At 61.0% G+C, this 17513-nt stretch carries 16 protein-coding genes, 3 pseudogenes and 1 other annotated feature; of the genes and pseudogenes, 9 read left to right on the top strand and 10 right to left on the bottom strand.

Features of this window, described 5'->3' with window-relative positions; translation table 11 throughout:
• The first annotated feature begins 53 nt into the window (after positions 1 to 53).
• Both MOK15_RS20785 and MOK15_RS20790 read left to right on the top strand, forming a co-directional pair.
• The gene (locus MOK15_RS20785) at positions 54 to 1025 is read left to right on the top strand and encodes a quinone oxidoreductase (protein ID WP_242933581.1); all 972 of its coding nucleotides are present in this window, start codon (positions 54 to 56) and stop codon (positions 1023 to 1025) included.
• 35 nt (positions 1026 to 1060) lie between these two features.
• Entirely contained in the window at positions 1061 to 1339 is a 279-nt protein-coding gene (locus MOK15_RS20790) for an SDR family NAD(P)-dependent oxidoreductase (RefSeq protein ID WP_242933582.1), read from the top strand.
• A 408-nt stretch (positions 1340 to 1747) separates the two neighbouring features.
• On the opposite strand, the gene MOK15_RS20795 is transcribed toward MOK15_RS20790, so the two are convergent.
• Positions 1748 to 3526 carry a helix-turn-helix transcriptional regulator gene (locus tag MOK15_RS20795; RefSeq protein ID WP_242933583.1) on the bottom strand — a complete coding sequence of 593 codons (1779 nt, stop codon included), beginning with the start codon at positions 3524 to 3526 and terminating at the stop codon, positions 1748 to 1750.
• Between the two features lie 296 nt (positions 3527 to 3822).
• Between MOK15_RS20795 and istA the strand changes: the two are divergent.
• Positions 3823 to 4731: pseudogene (gene istA, locus MOK15_RS20800) on the top strand (IS21 family transposase); the annotation flags it as partial.
• A gap of 48 nt (positions 4732 to 4779) precedes the next feature.
• On the opposite strand, the gene MOK15_RS20805 reads toward istA, so the two are convergent.
• Positions 4780 to 6008 (bottom strand): IS3 family transposase gene (locus MOK15_RS20805; RefSeq protein WP_242931456.1). Its coding sequence is split into 2 segments (ribosomal slippage): positions 4780 to 5720 and positions 5720 to 6008, totalling 1230 coding nucleotides; the frame shifts between segments, so codons are not numbered across the junction.
• Positions 5613 to 5727 (bottom strand) — a sequence feature (AL1L pseudoknot). It overlaps the preceding gene by 115 nt.
• 53 nt (positions 6009 to 6061) lie before the next feature.
• Here MOK15_RS20805 and MOK15_RS20810 point away from each other — a divergent pair.
• From MOK15_RS20810 to MOK15_RS20825, 4 genes and pseudogenes are all read left to right on the top strand, one after another.
• Positions 6062 to 6670, top strand: a pseudogene (locus MOK15_RS20810) (IS21 family transposase); the annotation flags it as partial.
• Positions 6660 to 7466 carry an IS21-like element helper ATPase IstB gene (istB, locus tag MOK15_RS20815; protein WP_242930106.1) on the top strand — a complete coding sequence of 269 codons (807 nt, stop codon included), beginning with the start codon at positions 6660 to 6662 and terminating at the stop codon, positions 7464 to 7466. The pseudogene MOK15_RS20810 and the gene istB, both read left to right, overlap by 11 nt.
• A gap of 86 nt (positions 7467 to 7552) precedes the next feature.
• Positions 7553 to 7771, top strand: a complete 219-nt coding sequence (locus MOK15_RS20820) for a DUF2274 domain-containing protein (RefSeq protein WP_242933584.1) — start codon at positions 7553 to 7555, stop codon at positions 7769 to 7771.
• A pseudogene (locus MOK15_RS20825) lies at positions 7768 to 8055 on the top strand (DUF736 domain-containing protein); the annotation flags it as partial. The gene MOK15_RS20820 and the pseudogene MOK15_RS20825, both read left to right, overlap by 4 nt.
• A gap of 347 nt (positions 8056 to 8402) precedes the next feature.
• Here MOK15_RS20825 and MOK15_RS20830 read toward each other — a convergent pair.
• Complete coding sequence (locus MOK15_RS20830; protein ID WP_242933585.1) at positions 8403 to 9101, bottom strand: pirin family protein; 699 nt, start codon at positions 9099 to 9101, stop codon at positions 8403 to 8405.
• A gap of 111 nt (positions 9102 to 9212) precedes the next feature.
• Here MOK15_RS20830 and MOK15_RS20835 point away from each other — a divergent pair, with 111 nt between their 5' ends.
• Together MOK15_RS20835 and MOK15_RS20840 are read left to right on the top strand one after the other, a co-directional pair.
• Positions 9213 to 10142, top strand: coding sequence for a LysR family transcriptional regulator (locus MOK15_RS20835; RefSeq protein WP_242933802.1), 930 nt, complete (start codon positions 9213 to 9215; stop codon positions 10140 to 10142).
• Positions 10135 to 10746 carry a TMEM175 family protein gene (locus tag MOK15_RS20840; RefSeq protein ID WP_242933586.1) on the top strand — a complete coding sequence of 204 codons (612 nt, stop codon included), beginning with the start codon at positions 10135 to 10137 and terminating at the stop codon, positions 10744 to 10746. Before MOK15_RS20835 ends, MOK15_RS20840 begins: the two co-directional genes overlap by 8 nt.
• Here the strand turns inward: MOK15_RS20840 and MOK15_RS20845 are convergent.
• The 7 genes from MOK15_RS20845 to MOK15_RS20875 form a co-directional block, all read right to left on the bottom strand.
• On the bottom strand, positions 10743 to 11438 hold the full coding sequence (locus tag MOK15_RS20845) for a YoaK family protein (RefSeq protein ID WP_242933587.1): 696 nt from the start codon (positions 11436 to 11438) through the stop codon (positions 10743 to 10745). The two genes, MOK15_RS20840 and MOK15_RS20845, sit on opposite strands and share 4 nt — an antisense overlap.
• Positions 11439 to 11541: 103 nt before the next feature.
• Complete coding sequence (locus tag MOK15_RS20850) at positions 11542 to 12903, bottom strand: alginate export family protein (protein WP_242933588.1); 1362 nt, start codon at positions 12901 to 12903, stop codon at positions 11542 to 11544.
• A complete protein-coding gene (locus MOK15_RS20855; RefSeq protein ID WP_242933589.1) occupies positions 12896 to 13324 on the bottom strand; it encodes a DoxX family protein in 429 nt (142 codons plus the stop codon). The genes MOK15_RS20850 and MOK15_RS20855 overlap by 8 nt, the downstream gene beginning before the upstream one ends.
• The gene (locus MOK15_RS20860; RefSeq protein ID WP_242933590.1) at positions 13321 to 14229 is read right to left on the bottom strand and encodes a glyoxalase; all 909 of its coding nucleotides are present in this window, start codon (positions 14227 to 14229) and stop codon (positions 13321 to 13323) included. The genes MOK15_RS20855 and MOK15_RS20860 overlap by 4 nt, the downstream gene beginning before the upstream one ends.
• Before the next feature lie 165 nt (positions 14230 to 14394).
• Positions 14395 to 16323: an amidohydrolase gene (locus MOK15_RS20865; protein ID WP_242933591.1), complete on the bottom strand. Its 1929-nt coding sequence runs from the start codon at positions 16321 to 16323 to the stop codon at positions 14395 to 14397.
• On the bottom strand, positions 16320 to 16568 hold the full coding sequence (locus MOK15_RS20870) for a XapX domain-containing protein (RefSeq protein ID WP_242933592.1): 249 nt from the start codon (positions 16566 to 16568) through the stop codon (positions 16320 to 16322). The genes MOK15_RS20865 and MOK15_RS20870 overlap by 4 nt, the downstream gene beginning before the upstream one ends.
• 24 nt (positions 16569 to 16592) lie before the next feature.
• Positions 16593 to 17432, bottom strand: a complete 840-nt coding sequence (locus tag MOK15_RS20875) for an alpha/beta hydrolase (RefSeq protein WP_242933593.1) — start codon at positions 17430 to 17432, stop codon at positions 16593 to 16595.
• Positions 17433 to 17513: the final 81 nt, after the last annotated feature.

The raw sequence follows: 17513 nt of genomic DNA on the forward strand, positions 1-17513 counted from the left end.
GCGCCTTTTTATTTGCTCTGTTTTAGAATGATTGTTCAATAAAGGAAGCTGACATGCAGGCGATTGTGATGACCGGAACGGGAAGTGCGGATGTGCTCGAACTGGTGGATGTACCAGAACCGCATCCGGCGCCCGGTCCGGGCGAGGTTCTTGTTCGGATTGCCGCTGCGGGCGTCAATTTCATGGATATCGGCGTCCGCCAGGGCATGGCCTGGACGGAGATGCCCAACCCCAAGATCCTGGGCGTGGAAGGCGCGGGACGCATCATCGCGGTAGGACCCGACGTTTCCATGGCAATCGGCCAGCGTGTCGCCTGGGTCTATGCGCCGGGCAGCTATGCAGGGAAGATCCTACTGCCCGCGGCATCGCTTGTGACGATCCCTGACACAGTGGACGACAGGACGGCGGCCGCGATCATGATGCAGGGGCTCACGGCCAGCCATTTCGCCACCGATTTCCACCCTGTGCAAGCGGGTGAAATTGCCCTCGTCCATGCGGCGGCGGGGGGACTTGGGCTGCTGCTGACCCAGATCATCAAGATGCGCGGCGGGAAAGTCATCGGCCGCGTGTCGAGTGCCGACAAGATGACAATCGCCATGGAAGCGGGCGCGGACCATGTCATCGTTGACGCCGAAGGCGATTTCGCTTCGCAGGTTCTGGCACTGACCGGCGGCGAAGGCGTGCATGTGGTCTACGACGGATCCGGGCCGACGACGTTTCAGGGATCAATCGATTCCCTGCGTCGCAGCGGTACGCTCTGCTGGTACGGCCCCGTCCTGGGTGGCCCGGGCCCGCTCGACATCATGAGCCTGCCGCGAAGCATCAAGCTCGGCTACGCGACTTTCTTCGACCATATCCATAGCCCTGAACTGCTTCGGGAGCACGCCGCGCGTCTGTTCGATTGGGTCGTGAGCGGTGATCTCAAGGTCCGGATCGGCGGCATCTATCCGCTGGCGGATGCCGCCCGTGCGCACCGCGACATGGAAAGCCGGGCGACCACCGGCAAGCTGCTGCTGATCCCCTGATCTTCCTGAGCATCATTTTCAAGAAAGGACCTGCAATGAATATCGAACTCGCTACCAAAACCGCCCTTGTCTTTGGCGAATCAAGGGGCATCGGCGCCGCTGCCGTCGAGCGACTGGCGCAGGACGGCTATGCCGTCGGCTTTACGTATGCCAACAGCGAAAAGCAGGCCACGGCGTTGGTCGAGGCTATCGCCGGGCAAGGGAGCGAAGCCGCGGCGATCCGCGCCGACAGTGCGGACCCCGCCGCGATTACCGCAGCTGTCGCGCAGTTGCTGGTTCCATTCAAATTGACTCGGACTTCCAGAACAGAGTGACTCACAAATCCATTTGGACTGACTCCGCTGGGAAAGGCAGGGGCAACGCATAGCCATCGGTATAGCGTAGCGATGCCCCTGCCTCGCGCCGAGCCCTACCCAAGATGCCCCGGACCCATCGCTTTGCGATGGGCTCTCTCACGCCTTCAATAAACGTGTATAGGAGCAATCCATCTGACGGCGGTCAACATCACGGATCGTCTTGGCATGGTCATGATTGGGACATTCGCGACAGTCGGGTTCGGAGTGCCACAGCGTCGAATCCTGCCATGGTGCGGGAGCAGGCGGACGTCCGCTCGCGCCAACATAGCGGACCTTTAGTGATCCCAATGCTATCCCTGAAACCCACCGTTCATTCATCAAGCAGGCAGGTCGGACTCATTGGCTGGCTCTAAGGTGTATCTGTGATCAATCATCAGGCCCTTCTGCCATGTTGGATTTGAGCCGAGCAAGCGCCTGCTCGCATCGCTCACGTCCGTATTTGCTGTCTTCCTTTCGGAAAACCTCCAGCGCCGCTTCGAAATATTCCATGGCCTTTGGCAAATCGTGTTGCCGCGTTCGGCCGCCATCGAAATCAGCGTGATGCGCAAACACCGAACCAATATACATTTGGCAATCCGCCCAACTAAGCGTCAGCTTTTCCTGTTGGAAGACTATACCCGCGATTTCGTAGGATTGGATGGCCCTGAACAAATAATGTTCGGCTTGGGGATGATCAGGATTGAGCCCCTGCTGAAACATGATGTTCGCGAGCTCGAAATGTGTTTGGGCATAACGAAGGGGGAAAACAGTTTCAGGATATGTCTCGATGCTTGCTTGGTAATCTGCGATTGCGCGGATTCGCAGAAACGCCCGCTCATGCTCTGGCCGGTCGGCTTGGCGGGCGCGCCGTTCGAATAGGCGAGCGCGATTGATTTGCGCGGCTCCCCAGATATCGATGCAAAAATGTTTGGCGGCACTGTCGATCGCCTCATCAAAATGACCAATTACCTCTTCAATGCGCGCGTCGGAAAGTGTATCGTTGGTCAAGCGCTCGATCGCGAGAATTATCGCGCCAATTCCACTACTGGCGTGGGCGAGAAGAGGGGCGGCGCCTTCCTCTTCTAGGGTAATCAGTCTGGCGGAACGATTGGTTGTAAGCGCCTCGTTGAGCGCGTCTAGATCGCCGTCATAGACGCCTTTGTCGAGTAAGCAGTTTGCCAAAGCGTTCATCGATGACACGACTTGGAATGCGTCCCCCGCCGTCACGGTTTGTGAGGCAGCTTTACGCGAGTGATCGATAGCGCGTTGCACTAGATTGCGGCGTTCGTCGCCAGACTTTTGGCCGGCTGCATTTCGGAGGATCAGGCCGAGTTGATAATGCGTTCGGCTTTCCCGGATTGAATTGCTCTTGATAGTTTCAAGGCCGAGCATTTCTTCAAGTAATCGGATACCAATCTGAAAACGCGGCCGAAGTGTTCGGAGGCCACTTTCATACATCTTATGCGCATTGTCGTATAGGATACCGATCATCCCTTCTTCGTCGAAATGCTCGAAGAAATTAGCGGCTCGAAGATAATGGTCGAGGGCTTGATCCGGATTCTCCTGCATTAAACTGGTGTCGCCGCGCGTGACACGTATCTGTGCCTGCTTAGAAATCTCGGCCAGCGTGCGCTGAAGCTGGAAGCCCTCCTCGATACGAGCGAGCAGCACATCGACCTTCTCGAACTGTCCCTCAGCTAAGGCAGCATTCACCTCCGTTTTTAGACCTTCCAGTTCGTCGCTACTGGCGTCGATCAGCTCTACGCGCGCGATCAACTGACGCCATTCCTTGGCTTTTGATCGGAGGAAATCTTCAAGATCAGAAAGAGATGCGTCGGGTCTTGCGTGATCAAACTGGTAAGCGAGCGCGTCGATGAGATTGCGCGCCTCGCGATAGGCGCGATCAAGATCGGGATCGACTTGTCTGTTGGTGGCGCGAGCGCACTCCTCCACTTCTGAGTCCGTGATGCCCAGCGCGACGATAATCGGGTCGATCGTCGTCGGATGCGGGTTGTCCACCTGCCCGTTCTCAAGCTCACTGATCCGACGCGTTTTGGCTGGGGTGCCGAAAGCATCTTCGGACAATTGCATCTGCGACAGCCCCTGAGTCCGCCGCTTCTGAAGAATCAAAGCACCGAGTGCCTTACCGAAACTGAAATTGGTCATATTTCCGCTCATGTTCCGCATATTAGCCGCACGTCAACCGCATGCAGAGCCAGATACAATGAGAGACATCTACTGCACCAATCTGGCAGACAGAGGACCCTGACATGTATCTCGTACTACACGTGGTCGATGCGATAATCGCGACGTTTCATGCGTCGCATCCGTTGAACGATTCGGTGCTGGCTGTTGATTTCCACTGAGAAGTGACCCGGGTAGGGCGTAAATTTCCACTGAGAATTGACCCATGTTGAACTCGTCCCTGGCTTTGACAAGCGAGGGTATATGGAGTGTTGGACATGGCGTTATTAAGCGTTATCCGGCGCTGGCATTTTCGCGATCATCTACCGATCCGGGAGATAGCGCGGCGCACCGGACTATCACGCAACACGATCCGCAAATATTTGCGGTCCGAGACGATCGATCCGCGGTTCAAGGTGCCCGATCGACCAAGCAAACTGGACCCATTTGCTGAGCATCTGGCGGCCTGGCTGCGGCGCGAGATGGGCCGATCGCGCAAGCAGAAGCGCACGATCAAGCAGTTTCACGCCGATCTGGTGAGCCTGGGCTATGAAGGATCCTACAACCGGGTTGCCGCTTTTGCTCGGGACTGGCGCGAAGATTATCGGCGCCAGCAACAGATTGGCGGGCGTGGGACATTCGTGCCCCTATCGTTCGCGCCGGGGGAAGCTTTTCAGTTTGATTGGAGCGAGGACTGGGCAATCATCGCCGGGGTTCGGACCAAGCTGCAGGTCGCGCATTTCAAGCTCAGTTACAGCCGGGCATTCATCGTGCGTGCCTACCTTCTGCAAACCCATGAGATGCTGTTCGACGCCCATAATCACGCCTTCCGCGTGCTGGGCGGCGTGCCGCGCCGGGGTATCTATGACAATATGCGCACTGCCGTCGACAAGGTCGGGCGTGGCAAGAAACGCACCGTCAACGCACGCTTCCTGACGATGGTCAGCCACTATCTGTTCGAAGCTGAGTTCTGTAACCCGGCTGCGGGATGGGAAAAGGGGCAGGTCGAGAAGAATGTCCAGGATGCGCGGCACCGTCTGTGGCAACCAACGCCGCAGGCCGAGAGCCTTGATGCGCTGAACCTGTGGCTGGAGGAGCGCTGCAAGGCGTTATGGGAGGACATCCCTCACGGGATCGAACCCGGATCGGTTGCCAATGCCTGGGCCGATGAATCTGAGTGTCTGATGGTTGCGGGCTGAAGCGTCCCGGGTTTTCTGGAGGCTGTGCAGTTTGACTCAGGCAGCCATATCGAGGGTCTCAATGGCCGCATAGTAGTTAGCTTCGGCCTCGGCGGGTGGGATGTAGCCGAGCGGGCCGAAAAGGCGATGGTTGTTGTACCAGTCGACCCAGCTCAGCGTCGCCATTTCCACCGCCGATGCGCTTGGCCAGGACCGCTGGCGCCAGATGACCTCGGCCTTGTAAAGGCCATTGATCGTCTCGGCCAAAGCATTGTCGTAACTGTCGCCGACGCTGCCGACCGAGGGCACGAGGTTGGCCTCCGCCAGGCGCTGGGTGTAGTTCATGGCGAGGTATTGCACGCCCCTGTCGCTGTGGTGGATCAAGCCGTCATCCGGGCCGGGTCTGCGCGCATGGATCGCCTGCTCAAGGGCATCCAGAACGAACCCGGCCGTGGCTGAAGTACTGACCTTCCAGCCCACGATGCGCCGCGCATAGGCATCGATCACGAAGGCCACGTAAACGAACCCTGCCCAGGTGTGGACATAGGTGAAATCGACTACCCACAGGGCGTTCGGCCGGTCCACACGAAACTCCCGGTTCACCTTGTCGAGCGGGCATGGCGCCTTGGGATTGCTGACGGTCGTGGTCGTCTTCTTCCCTCGACGAATACCGGCCAGCCGCATGCTACGCATCAGTCGCTCGACCGTGCACTTGGCGACATCAAGGCCCTCGCGCCGCAACTGATGCCAGACCTTGCGCGAGCCGTAGAGTCCGAAGCTGGCCTCGTGAACGCGCCGGATCTGCTCGCACATGTCGTCATCCCGGCGCGCACGGGCGGAACGCTTCGCCGGATCGGCAAGACGGGCCGCGTGTTCGTGATAGGAGGACGGGGCGATCGCCAGTTCGCGGCAGATCGGCTCGATACCCAGGTCCTCGCGATGGACGTCGATGAACGACATCATCATCTCTCGCGGCGGTCGAGCTCCGCCATCGCAAAATATGCCGACGCCTTGCGAAGGATCTCGTTGGCTCGACGGAGCTCCTTGACCTCGCGCTCCAGCAGCTTGAGCCGGGCCTTATCATCAACACCCTGCGCCGCTGGTGCCGCCCGTCGGCCTGCCTCCGTGCGGCACCAGCGGCGCAGCGTCTCGGCCGTGCAGCCGATCTTCGAGGCAATCGAACTCATCGCCTCCCATTCCGAGCCGTAATCCGCACGGTGCTCGCCAACCATTCGCACCGCTCGATCACGGACCTCAGGCGAAAATCTGTTTCCCATCTTGCTCATACCGGATGCTCCTTCTCACAGTTCGGAGCCTCCGGAAAACCCGGGACGCTTCAGGCAGGCCCTTCGATGGTTTTGTGGAATATCGCAAACGGGTATCGCCGACCTGCCTCATCCACTTTGAGCGCAATCGCTACAGCGTACCGGCCTCTTTCGCCAATCGCACTGTCAGCCTGCGCGTCTATCCTGATCGCTTCCAGGTCGTCGCCGAGGGACAGCCAATCTGCACGCATCAGCGCATCATCAACCGCTCTCACGACGGTCCAGGTCATACGGTTTATAACTGGCGCCATTATCTGGCGGTCGTGCAGCGCAAGCCCGGCGCCCTGCGCAACGGTGCGCCCTTCCTTGAGCTACCCGATGCGTTCCAGCGTCTGCAGCGACATCTGTTGCGCAATCCTGGCGGCGACAGGGAAATGGTCGAAATACTGGCGCTGGTTCTTCATCATAATGAGCAACTGGTGTTGACGGCGGTCACCATGGCGCTGGAGGCTGGCGTTCCGACCAAGACCCATATCCTCAATCTGCTCTACAGGCTGGTCGACGGAAAACCGATCTCCACGCCGCCGGTGACGGCGCCCCAGGCGCTCAAGCTGGTCAGCGAGCCGATGGCCAATGTCGAACGCTATGATGATCTGCGCAAGGAGAAGCGTCATGCGTCATGACCCTGCCAGCGGCGCCATCGTCGTCATGCTCCGCAGCCTCAAGATGCATGGCATGGCGCAGGCCGTCACCGATCTCATGGAACAGGGATCTCCAGCCTTCGAAGCCGCCATTCCGATCCTCTCCCAGTTGCTCAAAGCCGAGACAGCAGAACGGGAGGTTCGATCTGTGGCCTATCAGCTTAAGATCGCGCGCTTCCCTGTCTATCGCGATCTGGCCGGCTTCGACTTTACCAGTAGCGAGGTCAATGAAGCTCTGGTGCGTCAGTTGCATCGCTGCGACTTCATCGACATCGCCGACAATATCGTGCTGGTCGGCGGTCCTGGCACCGGCAAGAGCCATGTGGCAACGGCGCTGGGCATCCAGGCCATCGAACATCATCGAAAGCGCGTCCGCTTCTTCTCGACGGTCGAACTGGTCAATGCGCTCGAGCAGGAAAAAGCACAGGGCAAGGCCGGTCAGATCGCCAATCGCCTCCTGCACTCTGATCTCGTTATCCTGGATGAGCTTGGATATCTGCCGTTCAGTGCTTCAGGGGGCGCGCTGCTCTTCCATCTGCTGAGCAAACTCTACGAGCGCACCAGCGTCATCATCACCACAAACCTCAGCTTCAGCGAATGGGCCACCGTGTTCGGCGACGCCAAAATGACCACGGCGCTTCTCGATCGGCTTACCCATCATTGCCACATCCTGGAGACCGGCAACGATAGCTTCCGCTTCAAAAACAGCTCTGCCAAGCAGATCAGAACCGAAAGGAGAAAACCACGGGTTGACCCGCCCATGACACCCGAAACATAATCCGCAGACGGGTCACTTCTCGATGGAAAACCCGGGTCACTTCTCAGTGGAAATCAACAGGCGCGGGCGCTGACAGGAGACGCCTCATGCTCAAACTCGCCAGGCTTCCCGACCGCACCCCGGTCAAGATCGGGATCACCGTCACACCGGACCTCGACGCGGACCTGCGCGCCTATCTGGAACTCTATCGCACATCCTATGACGACAAGGGCACGACGGTCGCCGACCTGATCCCCGCGATGCTCGAATCCTTCCTTGCCAGCGATCGGGCCTTCGCCAAGGCGCGCAAGGAAACCGCGGCATGATCCGCCGCAGGGAAATCGGCCGGTTCAAGCGGTCGAAGCAGGGCGGATGGGAGGGCGAAATCGAAACCCTCACCATCCAGCGCAAGCTGCGCCTCGTTCCCAATGACAACCAGGTCAGCGATAACTCCCCCGCGTTCCGCGTCATGCTCGGTTGGCAGGTTGTCGGCGAGGCGTGGGAGAAGCAGACCCGGACCGATCCGCCGCGAGATTTCCTGCGTGTCCGCATCGATGATCCTCTTTGCCCGATCAGCGCCGCGCTGTTCCCGGATGTTGAAGGGATGACCGCAAAGTTGATGATGAACTACGGTGAAGGAACTCCACCCTCTCAAGGCGACACCGCCCCGCTCAAAGCCTCTCCAATACTACGCTACGTCACCCCAAGCGACATTCCCGCGGAACGGGTTCGTGCACTGGGACCGAAGCGGTCGTTCTCGCTTAGTGGCCTGAACGACCGCTTCTGCAGTAACCCAACTTTTAGCGTGAAGCGCATTCGGCGACTCGCTGCGGTGAGCAGCCTGCAATTGAGGGCTGCAAGCTTGATCATTACCGCCGCCGCTCCGAAGCCCACAAGCCATGTAACTGGTTTGATACCGGGAGTATGGGGAGGGCGATCAGCCCTCCCAGAATTTCCTCAGGCAGCGTCGACCATGACGATCTCGCTATCCTCCAATGCAGTGACGCGAATCACATCGACATCCTTGATCGCGGCACCGTCACGGGCGTTAACCTGTACCTCGTCGATCTTGATCGCCCCGGTAGCGGGAACCAAATAGGCCTTGCGGTCCTTGCCGATCGGATATTCGACGCTCTCTCCAGCCTTCAGGAAAGCGGCAACGATGCGGGCGTCTGTGCGAATCGGCAGGGCCTCATTGTCGTTCTCGTAGCCGGAGGCTAGCGTGATGAAATGCCCGGCGCGATCGCCCTTTGGGAACGGCCGGGCGCCCCAGCTTGGTGCATCGCCATTCCGAGTAGGCACGATCCAGATCTGGAAGATTTTCGTCGCGACATCCTCGAGATTGTATTCGGAATGGCGCACGCCGGATCCGGCGCTCATAACCTGAACGTCGCCAGCTTCGGTCCGACCCTTGTTGCCCAGGCTGTCTTCATGCGTGATGGCGCCTTCGCGAACATAGGTGATGATCTCCATGTCGCGGTGTGGATGCGGCGGGAAGCCGGTATTGGGCGCGATCGTGTCGTCGTTCCAGACACGCAGGTTGCCCCAGTTCATGCGCGCCGGATCGTGATACCCGCCAAAAGAGAAGTGATGCTTGGCATTGAGCCAGCCGTGGTTGGCTCCGCCAAGGTCTGCGAAGGGGCGAACTTCGATCATGTGATGTCTCCTTTCGAACAGCGTCAGGCTGTCGTTGGAACTGATTTACGCCTTGCGGGAACTTCGATGCAGATAGATAAAGCCGGTGTATTCGTTCGAGAAAGTAGAACAATGAACTCACCCGGCACACCGACATTCGACCAGATCCGTATTTTCCTCACCATCGTCGATCTTGGCAGCTTCGCGGCTGCCGCGCGCAAGCTCAATCGCGCGGTGTCGGTGATTAGCTATGGCATCGCCAACCTGGAGGCGCAGCTCGGGCTGACGCTGTTCGATCGGGAGGGTACCCGGAAGCCCCAGTTGACGGTTGAGGGCCGCGCCTTGCTCGCCGAGGCGCGCAGCATATCGCATGGCTTTGATGGACTGCGGGCAAAAGTGAAGGGCTTGCTCGACGGGCTGGAGGCTGAGGTCGACCTGGCGGTCGACGTCATGGTGCCGTCCGAGCGGCTGGGAAAGGTCCTGCGCAATTTCGCGACGGCGTTTCCGACGGTCCAGCTTCGCCTGCATGTTGAGGCTTTGGGCGCGATTACGGCCATGGTGCTGGATCGCGGCGCGGCGATCGGGATCTCCGGGCCATTGGCGGCCGGCGTCGAGGGCGTCGAGTGCATTGCCGCTGGTTCGGTCCCGATGGTGCCTGTCGCCGCACCCGATCATCCGCTTGGCCGGATGGAACGCATTCCTCCCGGCGCCGGGCGCGAGCATACCCAATTAGTGCTGACGGATCGCTCCCGCTTCACCGAGGGGCAGGATTATTCGGTGATGAGTCCCAAGACCTGGCGCCTAGCCGATTTAGGCGCCAAGCATGCGCTGCTGCGCGAGGGAATTGGGTGGGGCAACATGCCGCTGCCGATGATCGAGCCCGACCTTGTCGATGGCACCTTGGTCCGTCTCGTGATGCCGGATCACATAGGCGGAACCTATCGCTTCGCTGGTGTGTGGCGCAGAGATGCGCCACCGGGACCTGCCGCCTCCTGGCTGCTTGATCAGTTCGTGGCGCTGGGTGCGAACGACAAGGAACTGGAGGGTATGGGTGATGTCTGATCATGCCGCAGGCAGGCCGAAGCGCGGCATGCGGTCGGGCCGACTCGAGGCCTTCACCGATGGCGTGGTCGCGATCATCATTACGATCATGGTGCTCGAGTTGAAGGTGCCGCAGGAAGGCACGCTCGAGGCGCTATCGGACAGCATGCCGATCCTGCTCGCCTACGTCCTGTCCTTCATCAATGTCGGCCTGTACTGGAATAACCACCACCACTTGATGCAGGCGACCCAGCGCATTGACGGTCGCGTCCTGTGGGCGAACCTCTTCCTGCTGTTCTGGCTGTCGCTTGTCCCCTTCGTCATCCGGTGGCTCGATGCCAGCGGCTTCTCGGCGATGGCGACGGCGTCCTATGGCGTCGTGCTGGGAATGGCAGCGATTGGCTATGAACTCACCGAGCGGTCGATCATCGCCTGCAATGGCCATCAGTCGGCTGTGGCGAAGGCCATCGGGCGCGATTGGAAGGGCAAGATCAGCCTTGCCCTCTACGCCGTCGCTGTGCCCGCGGCATTCTTCGCTCGGCCGGTGGCGATCATTCTCTATGTAGCAGTGCTGCTGTTCTGGCTCGCGCCCGACCGCAGGATCGAGCGCACACTGGAGTATTAGAGGGGCTTGGCGGCGGCCGGGTGAAGCATGCAGGCGATCGTGCCCGCGAAGATCAGCCCGCCGGCGAGGATGAGCGGGGCAACCAGTCCGCCATGGGTGACGAGATAGGCGCCGATGGTCGCGCCGAGGAAGATGGCGGCCACGCTACCGATGCGGCGTGCCCAGTTGGGGTTGGCACCGCCAGCAACACTGGAATCGGCCGCAAGACCGGTGATGGTGAGCGTGAGGACGGTCGTGGTGAGGTCCGGAACCTTCAACCGGCGGATGGTCGCATTGCGGAAGCCCATGGCGAGCCCGGTCAACGCGATGATGATATACACGCTCGATCCGGGGGTTTGCGTGGCCACGTCGAACCCGACTGCGACACCCGCAGCGATCCAGAGGAGGACGGCTTCGACGGAGGCGGCGATGAGCAACCAGCAGCGAAGGGGTGAGCCTGCATGGTGCTTGCCGACGCGGCCGGCAATCAGCGCGCCGACCATGAACGACGCGATGGCAAAGACATAAGGCGCGATCTTGAATCCCGGCGCGCCGCTGGCAGCGAAACCGAGGAAGACGACGTTGCCGGTCATGTTCGCCGTGAAGACCTTGCCCAGGCCCAGCACCGATATTGCATCGACAAGGCCCGTCGTCACTGAGAGGAGCAGTAACAGCCAGGGAAGCGGCGATGCGGCGGGCTTTTCGAGGGTCATGACGGTCTCCATGAATGTCTATGACTTACGTCTAGCCGCTGTCGCCGCATCGATGCAGTGGAATAAGATCGATCCTGTCTTTCGATAAAATCGAATAGCAAAGTCAAAAGCGAAAGTTGCTTTCCATGCCCAGCATGGTGATCGTCTTGGCAGGACCGGTCTCACGGATGAAGGCGCCCGGCGCGAAAGCGGACAGGGATGCCGACAATTCCCACTCTGGCGTCGCCTGCCAGGCGATCGTCGCTTCGGCCTCCTGGCCAATGAAGCGTGCCTGGCTGCCGCCTGCATCGCGGATCAGATTGCCGGGTATGTCGTACACGCCGTCCGCAATGCTGTACCGCCAGTACGCCATGCCGGCGAGGCTGACTGACACACCACCACCCAACGTACCGTTGATGCGTGGATTGACGCTGATGATATTGGTCGGACCGACCGGCGAAAGCTCGCCGAAATACTTCCCCTTGGGGAAGAGCGCGTTGAACGTGCCGATCTTGCCGTCGCCCGCCTTGCCATCGCCGCTCACGATATTGACGCGTAGGGTCGCATCCGGCGAGAAGGTGAGCGCGGGAAAGCTATGGCCGACCTCCATGCCCAGCGTCCATGCCGAAATCCTCTGCCCCTCGAAATGACCGAACTGCGCCACTCCCTCGACATTCCAGTGCCAGTCACCCCGAACCCCGTGTGATCGCAGGCCGATGCTATGCCTGACCTCACGCCCTGTCTGGCCGCCAAAACGCGCAAGCCGGTTACGGTAGCCGAGGTAGTAAAGGTCCAGCTCCGGGAGCGTGACGTAGGCGCCCCATAGCGCCTTGTCTTGAGAGGTTGCGTCGTCGAAGCTGCCGGGACCGGGCTGGACGGGCCGCATGTTCAGCAGGCTGATCTTGGCACGCCAGACCGTGACGTCTGCCCGCACGCCATCGAAGGCGAGCGGGACATTGGGGCCATAGCGCGTCCCGACCAACCGTTCGGTGCCGAGCGATAGCATCTGGCGGCCGGCACGCACTGTGACCGGGCCGAGGTCGACCTCGCCGAACCCCTGGAGCAGATCGGCCCGCGTCTGATCTATCGGGCTGGCCGATGGGGAGACGCCGAGCGCGTAGGCCAGGATCGGCTGCACGAAAGCTCGCACCTTGCCCACATGCAGATCGGCATAGGGCAGCGCGCGCAACCAAAGATAGCTGTCATCCGGCACGCCCGCACCGCCCCATAGATTATTCTGATAATTCTCGTTGCGGGCGCGCAGTTCGATGCCGGTGCTCAACCAACTGTCGCCGCCGAGCGGGATATATTTGAGCGGGCCGGTCCAGTGATGCGCGCGTTTCTCCGTATCGGCGAGATCGGACCAGTCCTCGTCATAGCGTGTGATGCTGAGCGTGGGGGCCTGCCATGCCTCGCGCTGCTGGGCGCTGGCAGGTGCCGAGACGGCTCCCGCCAGCAGCCCGGCCGCGATAAGGCTCCTAAGCACGTCGCCGATCCCTTTCGGCAACGAGTGCCACCAGCACGAAGCCGCCGACCAGCCCCACATGCTCGAAGAAGGCATTGGTCGCCATGAAGCGCTCCTGCCCCGCCGGCATCTCCCAGAAGGCGTTGGCGGTGAAGGCAGCCAGCAGCGTAAAGACCCCCAGCATGCCCGCGCCCAGCCAGACGAAGCGGCCGGTCAGGATGAGGATCGGCCCGGCAAGCTCTATCCCGATGGTCAGCGCAGCCCAAAAGGCAGGCGGGCTCATGCCGAAATGCGCCTGTTCGGCGACCGCCGCTGGCCAGTCGGTCGCCTTGACGACGCCACCCAGTAGATAGGCACCTACCAGCGCGAGGCGAGCTAGAAACCAGGTCGGTCGCCAGCCGAGGATCGCATCGACGAAGCGGGGTTCATCCGTGCCGGTCACGGTTTCACCGGCGTATGGATCTCGGCGATGTAGCCGCCGGGGAAACGAACAATCGCAGCCTGGCGATCCCCCTCAGCATGCGCGGGGACCAGCGTCTCGACCCCAGCGGCTGTTGCCTTGGCCAGCGTCGCGGGCAGATCGCCCACCTCATAACCCGTGATGTCGCGGCCGTAGGGCCAGGGAAGTTGGCCGTCCGAGACGATCACGCTCATCTTGCCATAGCCCGATGTCATCCGGATACGGCGATAGCTCTTGCCCGGCTGGCCGATCTCCGCGCCCGGCACGGCCTTTTCGTCGGAGGTGACCGTCGCATGGGCGAAGCCGCTCCACTGCCTTACGAACTGGTCTGCCGCATCGGCGGTCAGGTAGATGCGGTTCTCCGGCACGGTATCGAGGGCAGGATAGTTGGGTTTCGCGGTGTGCCAGTAGAGCTGCATGTTCACGCCTCCTGCCCACTGCACCACGACATCGCGACCAATGGGGTCAGGAAAGCTGGTGATGAGGCGCGTCGCACCGTGCCGCATCGCGGAGGCGACTGCCGCATCAAGGTCGGTCACGAGATAGCCGGTGCGTTCAGCACCGAACGGTACCGGGATCGGGGTGACGAAGCCGAAGACCGAAACGGTGCCGGCCGGGGTCAAAGCGAGCTGCGACTTCGTCTTGCTATCTGTCGGCGTGACCTGGAACACGCCCTGCTTGCTCGCGGTGCCGCCAAAGATGGCGGTGAAACTCGCGACGAAGCGGTCGAAATCCTCCGGCGCGACATAGACATGGGTGGTGTCATATTGCGGACCGACGGAGAAATCGGTGACCGGGTTCTGCGCGGATGCCGTAGTTTGCGCAAGCGCGGGAATAGGGCTGATGGCGACCAGAGCGGTTGCCATCAGGAGGACGATGCGGTTCATGTCAGTATCTCCGTAGAATGTTGTCCGGCGTCCGATCAGGTCGCGAGCACTTTCTACGCGACCAAGAATATCCGAACGATCCGAATAAAATCAGAGTAATAGTTCCAAATTATCGAACAAAACGGAGCGCACCTCCGATCGGGGGCGGAGGGCGCGCTCCTCCTCTCAAACGGCCCAGCAGCCGCAGCCCATGACACCCCAGAAGCTCTGAACGTCGGCGGCGGGCACGTTGGCGCCAAGCGCCGCCGCATGATCATGGCCGTGGACATTGCACGATGAGGCGCAGCCGCATACCGACGCTATCTTCTTGGCCGTATCATCGCCGCGCCAATGTCCGCCGAAGGTCACGACCGGTGACCAGTCGGGCATTGCCTTGGGCGGTTCGGGCGCGAGCGGACCGAAGCTGCCCTCGCCATAAACGATCTTGCCGCCCAGCACGGTCAGCACCGAGCGCAGATGCGTGATCTCGCTCTCAGGCACGCTGAAATAATCGTCGGACAGCAGCGCCAGGTCGGCCAGCTGGCCAGTCTTGATCTGGCCCTTCTTACCGACCTCGTTCGAGAACCATGTGTTCTTCTCGGTCCACAAGCGCAGCGCGGTTTCACGATCGAGGCGATTGCGTACTGGATAGAGCGTCAGGCCGCCCACCGTCTTGGATGTGACCAGCCAACTCAGCGACACCCAGGGGTTGTAGCTGGCGACGCGGGTAGCGTCTGTGCCTGCGCCCACGGGCACACCGGCATTCATCATCTGCTTGATCGGCGGGGTGGCTTCCGCCGCTTTCGCGCCATAGCGCTCGACAAAATATTCCCCCTGGAATGCCATGCGATGCTGGACCGCAATGCCGCCGCCCAGCTCGGCGATCCGGTCGATATTGCGCTCGCTGATCGTCTCGGCATGATCGAAGAACCAGTTCAGCCCTTTAAGTGGGATGTCGTTGTTCACCTTCTCGAACACGTCGAGTGCGCGGGAGATGGTCTGGTCATAGGTGGCGTGCAGACGCCAGGGCCAGCGACGCTCGGCGAGCAGGCGGATTACCGGTTCCAGATCGCCTTCCATCTCGGGCGGCATGTCCGGCCGCGCGATGCGGAAATCCTCGAAATCGGCGGCGGAATAGACGAGCATCTCGCCCGCGCCATTGTGGCGGTAGCTGTCATCGCCATCGCCCGGCTTGATCTGGGTGGACCAGCTGGCGAAGTCCTTCAGCTCCTCCTTCGGTTTTTGGGTGAAGAGGTTGTAGGCGATGCGCAGCGTTAGCTCGCCGTCCTTGTGTAGCTTGTCGATGACCTCATAGTCGTCAGGATAGTTTTGCGATCCGCCGCCCGCGTCGATCACGCTGGTGACGCCCAGCGAGTTCAGCTCGCGCATGAAATGCTTTGTCGAGTTAAGTTGATAGTCCTGCGGCAGCTTCGGTCCCTTCGCCAGTGTCGAATAGAGGATCGTCGCATTGGGCTGGGCCAGCAGCAGACCGGTCGGATTACCCTGCGCATCGCGCACGATCTCGCCGCCCGGCGGATTGGGCGTATCCTTCGTATAGCCCACGGCCCGAAGTGCTGCCGCGTTCAGCAACGCGCGGTCGTAGAGGTGAAGGATGAAGACCGGTGTGTCGGGTGCTGCCGCGTTGATTTCCGCGATCGTTGGCAGGCGCTTCTCGGCGAACTGGTGCTCGGTAAAGCCGCCGACCACGCGTACCCACTGCGGCGGCGGCGTATTTTCTGCCTGCTTCTGCAGCATCGCCATGGCATCGGCGAGCGTCGGAACGCCTTCCCAGCGCAGCTCCATGTTATAGTTCAGACCGCCACGGATGACGTGGATGTGGCTGTCGATGAGGCCAGGGATCAGGCGGCGGCCGCCGGCGTCGATGACACGGGCATTGGGCGCGGCGGCAGAGCGCACTTCCTGCTCGGTGCCGACGGCGAGAAACTTGCCATCGCGGATCGCGACTGCCTGCGCCTGAGGGTTCTCGCTGTCCAGCGTCGTGACCTTGGCGTTGGTAAAGATGAGATCGGTCTGGGTCATGGCGAAACTTTCCGTGGTGGCAGTCAGGGCGGTGGTGGCGGCGGCGCTGGCGAGCAGCTGGCGACGGGTCATCATGCGTCGCGCTTACCGTGTGGGGGCAGTTTGCCCAGTACATGATTTACGCAATCCTGGCGGACGAAGCGGGTCAGTTCAGGAAGGCTGGCGACGCGCTTGGCGACCGGGATCAGCTGTTCTCCGAGCAAGATGCCCGCCAGCCCGACGAGCGCAATAACCGGCGGTGCGGGAGAACGGACACCCATCAGACTGTAGATGATACCGACGATCAGGCCGGCGCCGAGGGAGAGGATATAGGCTTTCATGTCCGTTCTCCTGCGTTGCCTGGGTCAGGCCGGGATGAAAGCGAGAATGTCGGCATTCAGCACGTCAGCGTTCACTGTAAGCATCCCGTGCGAATAGCCTTCATAGATTTTGAGCGTGGCGTTCGGCAGGATCTCGGCCTGAAGGACACCGGCGTTCTTGTATGGAACCACCTGGTCGTCATCGCCGTGCAGGACCAGCGTTGGCACGGTGATCGCCTTGAGGTCGTTCGCCTGGTCGGTTTCGGAGAAGGCCTTGATGCCTTCATAATGGGCCAGCGCGGAGCCCATCATGCCCTGCCGCCACCAGTTGTCGATGACTGCCGCCTTCACGTCGGCGCCTTCGCGGTTGAAGCCGTAGAAGGGACCGGCGGCGACGTCGCGGAAGAACTGCGCGCGGTTAGCGGCGAGGCCGGCGCGCAAACCGTCGAACACGTCCATGGGCAGGCCCCCCGGATAGCGCTCGGTCTTGAGCATGATCGGCGGCACGGCGCTGACCAGCACTGCCTTGGCGACGCGGCCCTGCGGCTCGCCGAACTGCGCCACATAGCGTGCGACTTCGCCGCCGCCGGTCGAATGGCCAATGTGGATGGCATTGCGCAGATCGAGATGTTCGACGACCGCGGCAGCGTCAGCGGCATAATGATCCATGTCGTGCCCGAAATCGACCTGGGCCGAACGGCCGTGACCGCGGCGGTCATGGGCGACGACGCGATAGCCCTTCGAGAGGAAGAACAGCATCTGCGCGTCCCAGTCGTCGGACGAGAGCGGCCAGCCGTGGTGGAACATGATCGGTTGGGCATCCTTGCTGCCCCAGTCCTTGTAGAAGATTTGCGTGCCATCGGCAGTGGTGACGAAGCTGGTCATGGCGGGATCCTGGATGCTGGATTTTGGGTAAGAATGGCGTCCGGGGCGGAAAGGGACGCCCCCGGACGCCGAAGGGTTGAG

Source organism: Sphingobium sp. BYY-5 (assembly GCF_022758885.1).
Lineage (GTDB): Bacteria > Pseudomonadota > Alphaproteobacteria > Sphingomonadales > Sphingomonadaceae > Sphingobium.